Below are 14,863 nucleotides of genomic sequence, written 5' to 3'. Positions count from 1 at the left end.
TCGGATGTTTATTTTTGACGAAAGACGAATGACGATGGACTACTCGCGAACTTAATGAAAACTTTGATTTTTGACGAACGACAAACGACGAATGATTAAGGACTCGTCCCTATCGGAAATTATGACAATTGACTTTCAAATTTATGATTAAAGACAATCACGATGTCGTTCGTCTTTCGTCTACCTCCGTTTAAGTTCATCGGCGCGATCAATCATCATATCCTTTGTCAAATCGCCCACTTCCTGCATCTGGTAAGCGCGCATATAGGATTTGATTGCCTTGTCGTACATTTCTTTTTTCTCGTACATCTGCGCCATTTCGTAGTCGGCGAGCATGGTTTTAGGATATTCCTTGTCGGCCAGTTGGGCGAGTTGGTCGAATTCGTTATAGGCTTTGTTCTTTAGGATCGCGGCTTCGATCGCCTTGAAATCATTTAGTCGTACCTTCATTTTCATGCCCATCGTTTCCTCGACCACTTTGTATTTGTCGATCAGATATTGCACGTAACCTTCCTGTAGCGTGGCGATTTTCTCGTTGAATTCGTTTGTCGAGATCGGTTGATAGACCGCGAAAAATTGATAGAGCGCATTCGGGATCGCATGCAATACGAGCGAATAATGCGACGCGCCTTTGAAATCGTCGAATCGGTAATTGAAGTTCGCCTTCTTGATGAGTTTCGCTTCCTCGTCGAGTTTCCGGATACGAGCGGCCATTTTCTTGACGTCGCCGTCGGCCGTACAATGGTAATACCAGATCGGTTGCACGATTTTGGAAAGACGCTCGGGGACTTGCTCTTCCATTCCCGGAGCGAGTTCAGGACTCAACAGAATGTATCCGTTGAAAAGCGGTTGATCTTTATACAGGAAGAAGTTGATGAACCCGGCCGTCGTATCGTGACCCGCGACGAGTTTCAATCCGGCGACTCGGTAATTTTTTATGATCGACGGCACCAATTCCATGCCGATGAAATCGTAAAATTTATTGCCCGCTTCATCAGGTAGGCCAGTTTCCTTATCGAACGTGCAATCGGTTTCGCGCTCACCGTTCTTGTTCTGGCTGATTCCGACCACGATCATCTCGGGAATATCTTGCCAATACGCGCCGTAATTGAGCGCACCCGTAAAAGGTGAAACGAGGTAGTCGCCATCGAGCAATAGCAAAAGCGGGTATTTCTTGTCTTTTTCCATTCCGTATGACGGCGGCAAAACGATCGTAATCTCTCGGTTTTGGTTGAGCTTTTTAGACGCTACGGTATCGATGATGGTCTTTTGGGAAAAAACGGTAGTCGCTGAAAAAAGAAGTACGGCTACGGCAAGAAATTTTCTCATGTTTTTGGTTTTTTTTGGATTGCTTTCCGACGTTAGGCTAACCGATTCGGGCGAGCCAATATAGGAAATTATTTCTTACGATTGAGTACCGGAAGAAGCAAAAAGGAAGCGAATCCGAACGCCAGGACGACGAGCATTTGGGACGTCCAGACGATCCATCCGAACGCGTTGCCGACGGTCTTGCTGATCTCGTAAAACACCAGGATCTGCGAAATCAAAAATGGGTAGGACCCGAAACCGCTGTTGGTAAACGCGATCGCGATACTGCCGACGACAAAAGCCGAAATCGCAGCTCCAAACGATAACACCGCCGTCTGCGGAAAAACGTACATCGTAACATAGAAAGTCAGCAAATAAGATCCCCAAATGAAAATGGTATGCCCGATGAACTGCCATTTCTTCTCCATTTTGAGCAAGCTGAAAAGACCTTCTTTAAGACCTGAGATCTTTTGCTTCAGGCTCAGGATGTATTTCGATTTGGAATACATGTAAAACCACAGGCAAACCATGCCGATTCCAAACGCGATGCCTCCGTAAAGCAATATATTGTTCAACGGAATCTGGTCGAGCACGAACGCTTTCACGATATCGAACTGCAGGAAAAACGCCAATACCATGAAACTGAAAAGGATGATCACGTCAAGGATCCTTTCGGCCACGATAGTTCCGAAACCCTTGTCGAACGGAACGTCGTCGTACTTTTTTAGAACGACCGCCCGCGATATCTCGCCCGACTTAGGCACTAACAGGTTAAGTACATAACCGATGTTTACGGCCATGAAATTGTTCATGAACGAGGTTTTGTAGCCCATTTGCTCGAGCGGGAATTTCCACCGGTACGCGCGCGAGACATTCCCCAGAACGGCGATGAACGCGCCTAGAAAGATGTACGAATAATTCGCGTCGCGAAAATACGATTTGATCTCGACGATTTGTTCGGGCGTGAAACCGTTGTAAGTGTAGATTATCAGATAAACACCCAAAGCTATTGGGAGAATTATCGACAGTAATTTACTTACATACTGTTTCAAAATCAGGTAAGGGAATTGTCTTTCTCGTTAGGAAAAACCAGGCTTGGCTTGAACGACTTGGCTTCCTCGAATTCAAGGATGGCGTAGGTAATGATGATGATGATGTCGCCTTTTTGGACTTTTCGAGCCGCCGGGCCGTTAAGCGTGATTTCGCCCGAATTTCGAGCTCCAGGAATCGCGTACGTTTCCAGACGCTCTCCATTATTGATGTTCACGATGGCAACTTTCTCGCCTTCGATGATGTTGGCGGCTTCCATGAGCGCTTCGTCAATGGTGATGCTGCCGATATAATTCAAATCAGCACCTGTAACGGTTACGCGGTGGATTTTCGATTTTACAACATGTACTTGCATGGGGGCAAAGGTAATTAATTTAATGAAATCGTGTCAATCAACCGAACGTTGTTTGCGAATACTGCAATGAAAGCACGATATTTCCTGTTATTATCGACGTTTTGAACGGATTGCAGTGTTTCTTCGTCGGCAATTTCAAAATATTCCAATTCGAAATCGGCGTCTGATGTGAAAACTCCAGTCACATATTCGACCACCTCGCTGACATTTTCCGTGCCAAAACGCTGTTTGGCAGCCAATAGGGCTTTGTAGATGACAGCGGCTTTTTCGCGAAGCTCGGGCGTCAATCTTTCGTTTCTCGAACTCATGGCGAGGCCGTTCGGTTCGCGGAATATTTCGCAACCCACGATAGTTACGGGGATTTTGTATTTCGAAACGAGTTTGCGTACGATCTGCAACTGTTGAAAATCCTTTTCGCCGAAGTAGGCGTTCGTAGGTTTCACGATCTCGAAAAGCCGTTTCACGATGGTTCCGACTCCGTCAAAATGTCCGGGACGAAACTTGCCTTCCATCTGGTTTTCGAGCCCGTCGAAGTCAAAATGGCTGGAAACGGTCGTGCCTTCGTAAATGTCGTCGACCGTCGGTGCGAATACGATAATGTCAGGGCTTACGTCTTTGATCTTATCGGTGTCGGCATCCAGCGTTCGTGGGTATTTCGCGAGATCTTCGGGATTGTTGAACTGCGTCGGATTCACGAAAATACTGATAACCGTGATGTCATTATGAGCTAATGATTCGCGCAAAAGCGAAAGGTGGCCTTCGTGAAGCGCGCCCATTGTTGGGACGAAACCCGTTGTGGCGCCTGGATCGGTAATGGAATCAAGGTGAGCCGACAAGCCTGCCTGATTGTTGAAAATCAGCATGGAGTAAGAGATTAAAAGCGGTGCAAACTTAAGATTTTAGTTAACAATACCATAAAATTTTGTACTTTTGCCTGTTTTTTATTGCCTAAAGAAAAAGAAAGTACCCTATGGAGGATAAGAGGATATTATACGTATCATCTGAAGTGGTTCCGTATCTTGCTGAAAATGAAGTGTCTCTGATGTCATACGACGTTCCCAAAATGATCAACGATCAAGGCGGGCAAATCAGGATCTTCATGCCGCGTTACGGGAACATCAATGAACGAAGACACCAATTGCACGAGGTGATACGTTTATCTGGAATGAATTTGGTCGTGAACGATTTGGACATGCCGCTCATCATCAAGGTGGCGTCGATCCCGAAAGAACGCATCCAGGTGTATTTCATCGACAACGACGAATATTTTAAACGCAAAGCTACGTTCACCGACGAAGATGGAGTGCTGTACCCTGACAACGACGAACGTGCGATCTTCTTCGCGAAAGGCGTCGTGGAAACGGTAAAGAAACTCAATTGGGTTCCCGATATCATCCACGTCCACGGTTGGATGGCCGGAATGCTTCCTATATATATGAAGCATTACTATAAGGATGAAGCGCTTTTTGCCAATACGAAGATTGTGACATCGGTTTACGGACATGGTTTTGACGGAACGCTCGACCCTGAAATGATCAACAAGGTGAAGTTCGACAACATCCCTGCCGACGCTGTCGCCGACCTTGAAATCCCGGACTACGAAAACATCATCAAAGCCACGGTATTGCACTCTGACGCTGTGATAATTGCGAGTGAAAACGTGTCTCCAAGTTTAACAAAATTTATAGAATCTTCAGGTAAACCTTTTTTACCTTTCGGCCCGAAAGAAACCTTCGCCGAAGCCTATACGAATTTCTATAAGCAGGCGTTATTGTAACCCCACCCAAACATTTATGATCCCAAAATTCCTGATTAGAACAGCTTTGTTTTTTAGCGTCATCTCATTGGTTTCCTGTGATAAGGATTTCAACGAGATCGGCACCGACATCATTGACGACGATCACTACGGATTCAACAAAATCGATACCTGCGATATCGCCACGACGACATATGCAACGGGTGTCGTGCAAACTGATGGCCTTGACGTCAACCCTTTTGGTGTTTATAACGATCCGATTTTTGGTACGACGCAGGCGAATTATGTGACGCAGCTTCAGATGGACGCGCTAGGCCCGACTATTGAAGGCACTGTAGTTCTTGAAGACGTGACGCTCTACATTCCGTACGATGTTACTCTTGAAGATACGAGATCAGACGGTTCGCACAAATATGAATTCAATGAACTCAAAGGCGACACCATCACCAACTTCAATTTGCAGGTGTATGAAAACGGCTATTTCTTGCGCGAACAAACGCATGAGGCCGGCGAATTGGTCGACCAACGCTACTACAACGATCTTGACAATGCTATCAACAGTGCGAAAGGCCCTGTCTTAAATACGGGCGCCACCGACCAAAACACGAATTTCAGGTTCAGCGCAAGGGAATTCGAAGATTCTGAAATCGAAGAAGGTGAAGAAGAACCTACCATTACACGCACCGCTCCGGGAATGCGTTTGAAGTTGAATTTGAATTATTTCCGAACGAAAATTCTCGAAACTACCGAGTCGAACCTTTCGAGCCAGAATACGTTCATGAATTATTTCCGTGGCTTGTATTTCAACATTTCGACCCCGTCGACGACAAGAGGCGCGATGAACATGATGAATTTTGCCGCCGGGACGATTACCGTAAAATACACGACGACCGTCATCAAGGACCACGATAACGACTCAGAAACACCTGACGAACCGGTTACTACCGACCGTTCGATCGTATTGAACATGACCGGAACGCACGTAAGCCTTTTGAATTATCAAAATGTACCTTCGATTCCACAAGATCGTATCCTCGTGAAAGGCGGGCAAGGTTTCATGACGACCGTCGATATCTTGAATCCGCAGCAAATCGCTAAGATGAAGGAAGAAAAATGGTTGATCAATGAGGCCAACTTGATTTTCAACATCGACCGCAACTACATGACGCCCGATGGAAGCAGTTCGCTCAACCAATCTCCTGAGCCGAAGCGTGTCTTCGTTTACGACATGAAGAACAACATTCCGATTATCGATTATTACTTCGATAACACCACGGCTGCCGACCCTAAGTTCAACAAACTTCTATACGGCGGTATTCTCGAAGTCGACGACAACGAGGACAATCCCCGCGGCGAGCGCTATAAAGTGCGCGTCACGAATTATCTACGAAGCCTGATAAGGGAAAACGAGGATCCGACAAAGGATTCCACCAATGTGAAACTCGGCCTTTCTTTAACCGAAGACATTTCAAACATCACCATGTACAAGCTTAAGACGCCTGTTACCGTTGGAGGAACGACTGTCGAGGAAATACCAAGATCCCATATCGCAAGCCCATACGGAACTGTAATCTACGGACCTAACATTCCTGCAGGTGATCCGAATTACGATAAAAGGCTTAAACTTGTAATCTATTACACCAAACCAGACTAACAAAATAAAGAACTAAGTTATGTGCGGAATTGTTGGCTATATCGGTAATCGCGAAGCGTACCCGATCGTTATCAAAGGATTGAAAAGACTCGAGTACCGCGGTTACGACAGCGCCGGAGTGATGATTTTCGACGGAGAGGAACTGAAACTTTCAAAGACCAAAGGAAAGGTTTCCGACCTTGAGGAAAGAGCCGAGAAAGAAATCACTCTCAACGGAACCATCGGGATGGGCCACACGCGTTGGGCGACACACGGTGTCCCGAACGACGTGAATTCCCACCCGCATTTGTCGAACTCGGGAAATTTGGCGATCATCCACAACGGAATCATCGAGAACTACGAGCCTTTGAAAAAAGAGCTTATCAAACGCGGTTACACATTTCATTCGGATACCGATACTGAAGTTCTCGTAAACCTAATCGAAGAAGTAAAGAAAAACGAAGACGTAAAACTCGGAAAAGCCGTACAGATCGCGCTTAACCAAGTTGTCGGAGCTTACGCTATTTGCGTGTTCGACAAACAACGTCCTGACGAAATCATCGTGGCACGCCTTGGAAGCCCGCTTGCGATCGGAGTCGGGAAAGACGAGTTCTTCATCGCGTCTGACGCTTCACCTTTCATCGAATATACATCGAACGCGATTTACCTCGAAGATGAGGAAATGGCGATCGTACGAAAAGACAAACCTTTGAAAGTCCGTAAAATCAAGGACGATGCACTCGTCGATCCTTATGTACAGGAACTTCAGATGAACCTCGAGCAAATCGAGAAAGGCGGTTACGACCACTTCATGCTCAAGGAAATCTACGAACAACCGAACGTTATCAAAGACACCTACCGCGGAAGGCTTCATGCGAATGAAGGAATTATCCAGATGGCGGGCGTCGAGGACAACATCGAAAAATTCCTCAATGCCGAAAGAATTCTCATCGTCGCATGCGGAACTTCTTGGCACGCAGGTCTTGTGGCCGAATATATCATCGAAGAATTCACGCGGATTCCCGTCGAGGTCGAATATGCGTCGGAGTTCCGATACAGAAACCCGATCATCAACAAAGGCGACGTAGTCATCGCGATTTCACAATCAGGTGAGACCGCCGATACGTTGGCCGCGATCAAGCTCGCCAAGGAAAAAGGCGCGTTCGTATTCGGTGTTTGCAACGTGGTCGGTTCGTCGATTTCACGCGAGACTCACGCCGGAGCTTACACGCACGCCGGTCCTGAAATCGGAGTGGCTTCGACAAAGGCATTCACGACACAAATCACCGTGCTTACGATGATCGCGTTGCGTCTTGCGAAGGCCAAAGGCACGCTTTCAACATCGGACTTCCACAGATATTTGCAGGAATTGCAGATCATTCCTGAAAAGGTCCAGGAAGCATTACAGACGAACGACGTCACGAAAGAAATAGCGGCCAAATTCAAAGATGCTCCAAACTGTTTGTACTTAGGGCGCGGATACAACTTCCCCGTCGCACTCGAAGGCGCGTTGAAACTGAAAGAGATTTCGTATATACACGCCGAAGGTTATCCGGCCGCCGAAATGAAGCACGGACCGATCGCGCTCATCGACGAATTGATGCCCGTAATCGTAATTGCGCCTAAACAAGGCCACTACGATAAGGTCGTGAGCAACATACAGGAAATCAAATCGCGCAGCGGGAAAATCATCGCGGTCGTGACAAAAGGTGACGTCCAGGTCCGTGAATTGGCCGACTACGTGATTGAGATTCCGGACACTTCAGATGCGTTGTCGCCATTGTTGACGACCATCCCATTGCAGTTGCTTTCGTACCACATCGCAGTGATGCGTGAATGTAACGTCGACCAACCGAGAAACCTCGCGAAATCAGTTACAGTAGAATAAATTACCTCAAGGTTTTATAGAAAAAGCAGGCTTTAATCGGCCTGCTTTTTTGTTTTTGCAAGTTTTTTCAGCTATTCGTCATTTTTACAGATATTTCAGTTTTTATATGTATGCATAGTATTTTTTGCGGCTTTTTGTAAGATGTTAATAAAAACACAAAAAATAATATACGTATTGATTGATAAAAATCAGGCCTCAATATTGTCGATTCCCGAAAATAGAAAGGGTGTTTTTAGCAATGTGGAATTTATTTGTACATTGGCGATACTAATCAAACAAAATCTAACCAAATGAAAATCTATCTGATTATTGTTTCATTGTTTTTTTGCGGGTTTACCTATGCGCAAACGACAGTTACAGGAACCGTAACCGAGGCGGGAAACCAACCCGTTGCAGGCGCGAATGTTAGAGTCGTAGGTGACAACACCGGAACTTCAACCGATGCCGACGGGAAATTTACATTGACCACGAATCAAAAACCACCATTCACGCTCGAAGTTTCAAACGTCGGCTACACGACCAAGGAAATGCGAGTCACATCGGCAACCGATCCTATCGCCGTGACCATCAGCAGCGAAGACACGAAACTCGACGAGATCGTAGTGTCGGCTTCGAGAACTCCGGAGCGCGTCCTGCAATCACCGGTGACCATCGAACGCATGACTGCGGCACAAGTGAAAGCGACATCTTCGCCTTCGTTTTACGACGGTTTGGAGAATTTGAAAGAGGTGCATTTCAACACGAGTTCACTTTCATTCAAGTCGATAAACACACGTGGTTTCGCGACTGTTGCGAACACGCGTTTCCTACAATTGGTCGACGGAATGGACAACTCTTCCCCTGCGCTCAACTTCGTGTTGGGCAACCTTGTTGGGTTGTCGGAACTTGACGTGGCGAGCGTTGAATTGCTTCCGGGCGCTTCATCGGCGCTTTACGGGGCGAACGCCTTCAACGGAATCCTGTTCATGAACAGCAAAAGCCCGTTCACCAACCAAGGAATCAGCACGTATTTCAAATACGGAAAAACAATGCAGGATGCTGCCGGAACAAACGATTATTATGACTTCGGATTCCGCGCTGCACATGCGTTCCACCCGAAATTCGCTGCAAAAGTAAACTTCACTTACCTGCGTGCCACCGAATGGATCGCCAACGACGATACGAGTGTTACAACTGGCGGCGCAACCCGCGAGACCAATCAAAATTATGACGGTTTGAATATTTATGGCGACGAGGTTACGACGTTTGTACCGAATGTCGGACAAGTCAGTCGCACCGGTTACCGCGAACAAGATATCAACGACAACAAAATCGAAAGCGTAAAAGCCGACGTTTCCCTGCACTATCGTCCATTCGCCGATGATTTGGAAATCATCTTCCAGGAAAAAGTCGGATTGGGAACTACGATCTACCAAGGTGCGAACCGTTATTCACTCAAGAACTTCTTGATGAACCAAGTCCGTTTGGAAGTGAAGAACCGCAATTTCTTCGTGCGTGCGTACATGACGTCAGAAAGCGCCGGAGATTCGTACGACATGCGTTTCGCAGCTTGGAACGTGAACCGCGCCGCGAAATCAGATGTGGGTTGGTTTACCGATTACGCGACGGCTTTCCAGTTGTCATCGGCCGTTTTGGGTTACGACGCGCAACAAGCGGGAATTTACGCCCGTCGTTTCGCCGATTTTAACGATACTCAAGGTTTGTTGCCGCTTACACCGAATGGAAGCCCGCGCTTGATTCCGGGAACTCCTGAATTCAATGCGGCTCTGAAAACGGTTACTGCGAATCCTGATTTGACGCAAGGAGCTAAATTCCTCGACAACTCCAAATTGTACCACATCGACGCGAACTACAACTTCAAGGAATTGATCACTTGGGCCGAGTTCATGGTCGGAGGTTCATTCCGCCAATACGCGCTCGATTCACAAGGGACGATCTTCACCGATTACGACGGCGTCCTTCGTTATGACGAATACGGCGCTTACGCCCAAGTGCAGAAAGTTTTCCTCGACGACCGTTTGAAATTTACGGGTTCGGCGCGTTACGACAAGAGCCAGAACTTCGACGGATTCGTATCGCCACGTGTCGCTTTCGTATATTCGGCAGGTGCGCAAAAACAGCACAACTTCCGCGTATCCTATCAGACAGGTTTCCGCAACCCTACGACTCAGGATCAATATATCGGTCTTGACCTTGGGCCATTCGCGCTTATCGGATCGGCTCCTGACAACTTGAGCCGTTATGTGGAAACGCTTAACGTAAGTGCAGCGGGTCAAGCTGCGGGCGCTCCGGCGACGGTTACATTGAGCGGAAATGACGCTTACAACAACTCGTACACATTGGCTTCGGTTCAAGCGTTCGCCGCTTCACAGAACCCGAACGACCTTCAGGTTGCCGACATCGGATTGGTGAAGCCGGAGCGCGTTCAGGCATTTGAAGTCGGTTACCGTTCGGTAATCAGCAACAATTTCTCGGTCGACATCAACGGGTACTACAATATCTACAATGACTTCCTTAACCAGTCGCGCGTAATCACACCTTATTATGGTATCGTCGGAACTGACCCGACAAACCCGCAGGTTCAGCAAGGTTACCAGGCGATCGGATTCGGCGACCGTCGTGTGTACCAAATTTATACGAACTCGAAGACCGAAGTCACGTCACTCGGATTCGGTATCGGATTGTCGAAAAAAGTATACAAGAACTTCGAATTGGGCGCGAACTATAACTACGCCGAATTCAAGTATGATGCTGCCGAAGATCCAAGTTTCATCCCTGGATTCAACACGCCGAAACACCGCGTGAAAGCGTCACTCGGAAACCCGAATGCGTTCGCTAATTTCGGATTCAACTTCAACGTCCGTTGGAGCGACGAATACTTATACGAAGGTTCATTCGCCGATGGTATCGTTCCTGAAGTGACGGTTTTCGATGCGCAGATCAACTACTCTATTCCTAAATGGAAAACGATGATCAAAGTCGGGGCGGCGAACCTTTTCGGAGACGATTACCTACAAGTCGTAGGGGCCGGTATGGTCGGAAGACAATGGTACGCGCAACTTACGATCAACCCATAAAAAATAATTGCTAAATAAAAATCTCACGATCATGATAAAAAATTTCAAATGGCTTGTTCTGGCATCACTTACGTTGGTTGCCTGCAGCGATGATGATAACGAAGGAGCGGTTGTCGATGAGCCAATCACGGCGGGTTCTGCCGACTTTTCAAAATATGTAGCCTTGGGCGATTCGTTTGCCGCAGGTTATAGTGATAACGCGCTTTTCCGTGCGGGTCAGGAAAATTCCTATCCGAACATACTGGCTTCACAATTCGCATTGGCCGGCGGCGGCGCTTTCACGCAACCGTTGATGGTCGATAATATTGGAGGCTTTTCTATGGGCGGAGCTCAAATCCCGCAGTTTCCGACGCGTTTGTATTTGACGTTTCCTCCGGGAGCGACATCACCTGCGCCAACGAATGTTTCAGGCGTTTCAGGAACGGTTTTCGGAACTACGGTTGCGGGACCATTTAATAATGTAGGTGTTCCGGGCGCGAAAAGTTTCCACTTGACATTCAACGGTTACGGAAGTTTGAATCCTTATTTCGGACGTTTCGCATCATCGGCGACGGCTTCACCATTCGGAGACGCTTTGGCACAAAACCCGACGTTCTTCACACTTTGGATCGGCGGAAACGATGTTTTGTCGTACGCGACTTCAGGTGGCGCCGGTGTAAACCAGACCGGAAATTTCGATCCGACGACTTACGGCGGCAACGACATCACCGACCCGAACGTTTTCGCGAACGTATACGGCGCAATGGTCGACGGATTGACCGCGAACGGTGCAAAAGGTGCCGTGGCGAACTTGCCATACGTAAACACTTTGCCGTTTTTCACACGTGTTCCCTACAACCCGATTCCACTCGATGCGGCGACCGCAAACCAATTGAACTCACAATTGCTCGGGCCTGTCATCCAAATCTTGACGGCATTGGGACAAGGCGACCGTATCCATTTACTTGAAGCGAGCGCGACGAATGCGGTTCTTATCAAAGATGAAAGTCTTGTGAACCTTTCGGCACAATTGACCGGAGCGCTTATCGGAGCGGGAGTTCCTGCGCCTCAGGCCGGTTTGATGGGCAACCTTTACGGACAGGCGAGACATGCGAAAGTTGCTGCCGACGGTTCGTTCCGCGACTTCGTATTGTTGTCGGCGAGCAGCACGCTTGGAACTTCCCAACCTGGAGTTCCTGCGCCTTTCAACACGATTGGAGTTACGTATCCGTTGCAAGATGGAGCCGTTCTTACGAACACCGAAGCCGCCGAAGTCCGCGTCGCAACCGATGCTTACAACACGACTATCGAAGGCGTCGCAACTGCGAAAGGTCTGGCACTTGTGGATGCGAAAGCGATCATGAACCAACTGCTAAACGGTGGAATCCGTTACGGAAACTACCACATGACAGCGACTTACGCAACAGGCGGAACGTTCTCTCTTGACGGTGTTCACCCGAGCGCTCGCGGTTATGCACTCATCGCAAATAAATTCCTAGAGGCAATTAACGCTACGTACGGATCGAATTTCAAAGGCGCCGATCTGGGCTCGTTTACGGCTCAGTACGGTCAGAACCTTCCGTAATTCATATTTCGGACATAAAAAAACAAGGCCATTCCCAACGGAGTGGCTTTGTTTTTTACAGAAAGATTAGCCGATAGATTATGTTGGAATACAATCCGCAATTTTAACCCTTTTTTCTCACCTCTACCTATTGACTTGCTAATTTAAAAAACTATCTTTGCACTCGAAAAAAACAAGCTCCCAACCGAAACGTAAAGAGCTATTTAATAAATACATAAGCAATGTCAAAAATAACAGGAAAAGTTGCGCAAATCATCGGACCGGTAGTTGACGTAGTATTCAGCGGCGGTTCAGAGCTACCAAAGATCTATGATTCACTCGAAATCAAGAAGGAAGACGGTACGCTATTGGTACTCGAAGTTCAATCACACATTGGTGAGAACACCGTTCGTACCATTTCGATGGACTCGACCGACGGTTTGAGCCGTGGTTTTGAAGTTGTCGGAACCGGAAACCCGATCAAAATGCCGATCGGAGCCGATGTTTACGGACGTCTTTTCAACGTAATCGGTGACGCTATCGACGGACTTGGAGATTTGCCACGCGACGGCGAGAACGGAATTTCCATTCACCGTTCAGCACCGCGTTTCGAAGATCTTTCGACTTCGACTGAAGTACTTTTTACAGGAATCAAAGTTATCGACCTTATCGAGCCATATGCCAAAGGTGGTAAAATTGGTTTGTTCGGTGGAGCCGGTGTCGGTAAAACCGTTTTGATCCAGGAATTGATCAACAACATTGCAAAAGGTCACGGTGGTCTTTCAGTATTCGCAGGAGTAGGTGAAAGAACGCGTGAAGGAAATGACTTGCTTCGCGAGATGCTTGAATCAGGCATTATCAAATACGGCGATGAATTCATGCACTCTATGGAAAATGGAGGTTGGGATTTGTCTAAGGTCGACAAACCGGGAATGCGCGAATCAAAAGCGACTTTCGTTTTCGGACAAATGAACGAGCCACCTGGAGCACGTGCACGTGTTGCGCTTTCAGGTCTTTCTATCGCTGAGTATTTCCGTGATGGAGCCGGATCGGATCAAGGTAAAGACGTACTTTTCTTCGTCGACAACATCTTCCGCTTTACTCAGGCTGGTTCTGAGGTTTCGGCACTTTTGGGTCGTATGCCATCGGCGGTAGGTTACCAACCGACATTGGCTACTGAAATGGGTGCGATGCAAGAACGCATCACCTCTACAAATAAAGGATCGATCACATCTGTACAGGCGGTTTACGTTCCTGCGGATGACTTGACCGACCCGGCGCCGGCAACGACATTTGCCCACCTTGATGCAACGACGGTATTGTCGCGTAAGATCGCCGAGCTTGGTATTTACCCGGCGGTTGATCCACTCGATTCGACTTCACGTATCCTGACGCCGCAAATTTTGGGCGACGAACATTACGGATGCGCACAACGTGTTAAAGAAATTCTTCAGAAATACAAGCAATTGCAGGATATCATCGCGATCCTTGGTATGGAAGAACTTTCGGAAGAAGATAAATTATCAGTATCACGCGCTCGTCGTGTTCAACGTTTCCTTTCTCAGCCGTTCCACGTTGCCGAGCAGTTTACGGGAATCCCGGGTGTTTTGGTAGACATCAAAGACACCATCAAAGGATTCAACATGATCATCGACGGCGAACTCGATCACCTTCCTGAAGCGGCTTTCAACTTGAAAGGAACCATTGAGGACGCGATTGAGGCTGGTCAGAAAATGCTTGCTGAAGCTTAATAGTCTTGAGTCTTGAGATATGAGTCTTGAGTTTACACCCTGTCTCATATCTCAAATCTCATAACTCATACCTATAAAAATATGACGTTAGATATTATTTCACCCGAAGCCACACTTTTCTCAGGAGAAGTAACCGCAGTAACCCTGCCGGGCGTCGACGGAAGTTTCCAGATCTTGAACCACCACGCGCCTATCGTTTCCATCCTCAAAGAAGGAGATGTGAAAATCGCCGCGAACAGTTTTCATTTCGCTAAAGAAGTGACCGACAAATTCGTGAGAGTCGATGAAAAGACGTACACGTTGGCCATCACGTCGGGGACGATCGAAATGAACGACAATAAAATTATCGTCTTGGTCGACTAAGACAAGACAAACACTGAAAACGCCGGGCTATTGTCCGGCTTTTTTATTGGGTAGAATTGAAGCAATTGGCGGTTTTTTATGATTCGTGATAGTGTTATTTAGAATCATTCCGCTTAATTTTGCGTCCGAACTACAAACA

General features: G+C 47.4%; 11 protein-coding genes. 7 read left to right on the top strand and 4 right to left on the bottom strand.

Annotation, left to right across the window (positions count from 1 at the left end; genetic code table 11):
- Positions 1 to 180: 180 nt before the first annotated feature.
- The 4 genes from EOO50_RS01760 to panC all read right to left on the bottom strand — a co-directional run bounded on the left by EOO50_RS01760 (position 181) and on the right by panC (position 3,576).
- Positions 181 to 1,329 carry an alpha/beta hydrolase-fold protein gene (locus EOO50_RS01760; protein WP_290837277.1) on the bottom strand — a complete coding sequence of 383 codons (1,149 nt, stop codon included), beginning with the start codon at positions 1,327 to 1,329 and terminating at the stop codon, positions 181 to 183.
- A 68-nt stretch (positions 1,330 to 1,397) separates the two neighbouring features.
- A complete protein-coding gene (locus EOO50_RS01755; RefSeq protein ID WP_290837276.1) occupies positions 1,398 to 2,360 on the bottom strand; it encodes a lysylphosphatidylglycerol synthase transmembrane domain-containing protein in 963 nt (320 codons plus the stop codon).
- A 2-nt stretch (positions 2,361 to 2,362) separates the two neighbouring features.
- Positions 2,363 to 2,713, bottom strand: a complete 351-nt coding sequence (panD, locus tag EOO50_RS01750) for an aspartate 1-decarboxylase (protein WP_290837274.1) — start codon at positions 2,711 to 2,713, stop codon at positions 2,363 to 2,365.
- 14 nt (positions 2,714 to 2,727) lie between these two features.
- A complete protein-coding gene (gene panC / locus EOO50_RS01745; protein ID WP_290837272.1) occupies positions 2,728 to 3,576 on the bottom strand; it encodes a pantoate--beta-alanine ligase in 849 nt (282 codons plus the stop codon).
- A gap of 107 nt (positions 3,577 to 3,683) precedes the next feature.
- Here panC and EOO50_RS01740 point away from each other — a divergent pair, with 107 nt between their 5' ends.
- From EOO50_RS01740 to EOO50_RS01710, 7 genes are all read left to right on the top strand, one after another.
- The gene (locus EOO50_RS01740) at positions 3,684 to 4,490 is read left to right on the top strand and encodes a glycogen/starch synthase (protein WP_290837270.1); all 807 of its coding nucleotides are present in this window, start codon (positions 3,684 to 3,686) and stop codon (positions 4,488 to 4,490) included.
- 16 nt (positions 4,491 to 4,506) lie between these two features.
- Positions 4,507 to 6,123: a DUF4270 domain-containing protein gene (locus EOO50_RS01735; protein ID WP_290837268.1), complete on the top strand. Its 1,617-nt coding sequence runs from the start codon at positions 4,507 to 4,509 to the stop codon at positions 6,121 to 6,123.
- A 19-nt stretch (positions 6,124 to 6,142) separates the two neighbouring features.
- Positions 6,143 to 7,990 carry a glutamine--fructose-6-phosphate transaminase (isomerizing) gene (gene glmS / locus EOO50_RS01730; protein ID WP_290837266.1) on the top strand — a complete coding sequence of 616 codons (1,848 nt, stop codon included), beginning with the start codon at positions 6,143 to 6,145 and terminating at the stop codon, positions 7,988 to 7,990.
- A gap of 290 nt (positions 7,991 to 8,280) precedes the next feature.
- Positions 8,281 to 11,067 (top strand): TonB-dependent receptor, encoded by a 2,787-nt coding sequence (locus EOO50_RS01725; protein ID WP_290837264.1) that lies wholly within the window; start codon positions 8,281 to 8,283, stop codon positions 11,065 to 11,067.
- 31 nt (positions 11,068 to 11,098) lie between these two features.
- A complete protein-coding gene (locus EOO50_RS01720) occupies positions 11,099 to 12,631 on the top strand; it encodes a G-D-S-L family lipolytic protein (RefSeq protein WP_290837262.1) in 1,533 nt (510 codons plus the stop codon).
- 221 nt (positions 12,632 to 12,852) lie between these two features.
- Positions 12,853 to 14,361 carry a F0F1 ATP synthase subunit beta gene (atpD, locus tag EOO50_RS01715; protein WP_290837260.1) on the top strand — a complete coding sequence of 503 codons (1,509 nt, stop codon included), beginning with the start codon at positions 12,853 to 12,855 and terminating at the stop codon, positions 14,359 to 14,361.
- Between the two features lie 81 nt (positions 14,362 to 14,442).
- Positions 14,443 to 14,724, top strand: a complete 282-nt coding sequence (locus EOO50_RS01710) for a F0F1 ATP synthase subunit epsilon (protein ID WP_290837258.1) — start codon at positions 14,443 to 14,445, stop codon at positions 14,722 to 14,724.
- The last annotated feature ends 139 nt before the right edge of the window (positions 14,725 to 14,863 follow it).

It is taken from the genome of Flavobacterium sp., assembly GCF_004211145.1.
Classification (GTDB): Bacteria; Bacteroidota; Bacteroidia; order Flavobacteriales; family Flavobacteriaceae; genus Flavobacterium.
The sequence above is the reverse complement of the archived record's forward strand: the minus strand, read 5'-3'. Positions and strand labels throughout refer to the sequence as shown.

Excerpts from the sequence above, each read along its gene's own strand:
- EOO50_RS01720 (WP_290837262.1), top strand. The coding sequence starts at position 11,099 with ATGATAAAAAATTTCAAATGGCTTGTTCTGGCATCACTTACGTTGGTT.
- EOO50_RS01735 (WP_290837268.1), top strand. The coding sequence starts at position 4,507 with ATGATCCCAAAATTCCTGATTAGAACAGCTTTGTTTTTTAGCGTCATC.
- EOO50_RS01725 (WP_290837264.1), top strand. The coding sequence starts at position 8,281 with ATGAAAATCTATCTGATTATTGTTTCATTGTTTTTTTGCGGGTTTACC.
- panD (WP_290837274.1), bottom strand. The coding sequence starts at position 2,713 with ATGCAAGTACATGTTGTAAAATCGAAAATCCACCGCGTAACCGTTACA.
- glmS (WP_290837266.1), top strand. The coding sequence starts at position 6,143 with ATGTGCGGAATTGTTGGCTATATCGGTAATCGCGAAGCGTACCCGATC.
- EOO50_RS01760 (WP_290837277.1), bottom strand. The coding sequence starts at position 1,329 with ATGAGAAAATTTCTTGCCGTAGCCGTACTTCTTTTTTCAGCGACTACC.
- panC (WP_290837272.1), bottom strand. The coding sequence starts at position 3,576 with ATGCTGATTTTCAACAATCAGGCAGGCTTGTCGGCTCACCTTGATTCC.
- EOO50_RS01740 (WP_290837270.1), top strand. The coding sequence starts at position 3,684 with ATGGAGGATAAGAGGATATTATACGTATCATCTGAAGTGGTTCCGTAT.
- EOO50_RS01710 (WP_290837258.1), top strand. The coding sequence starts at position 14,443 with ATGACGTTAGATATTATTTCACCCGAAGCCACACTTTTCTCAGGAGAA.
- atpD (WP_290837260.1), top strand. The coding sequence starts at position 12,853 with ATGTCAAAAATAACAGGAAAAGTTGCGCAAATCATCGGACCGGTAGTT.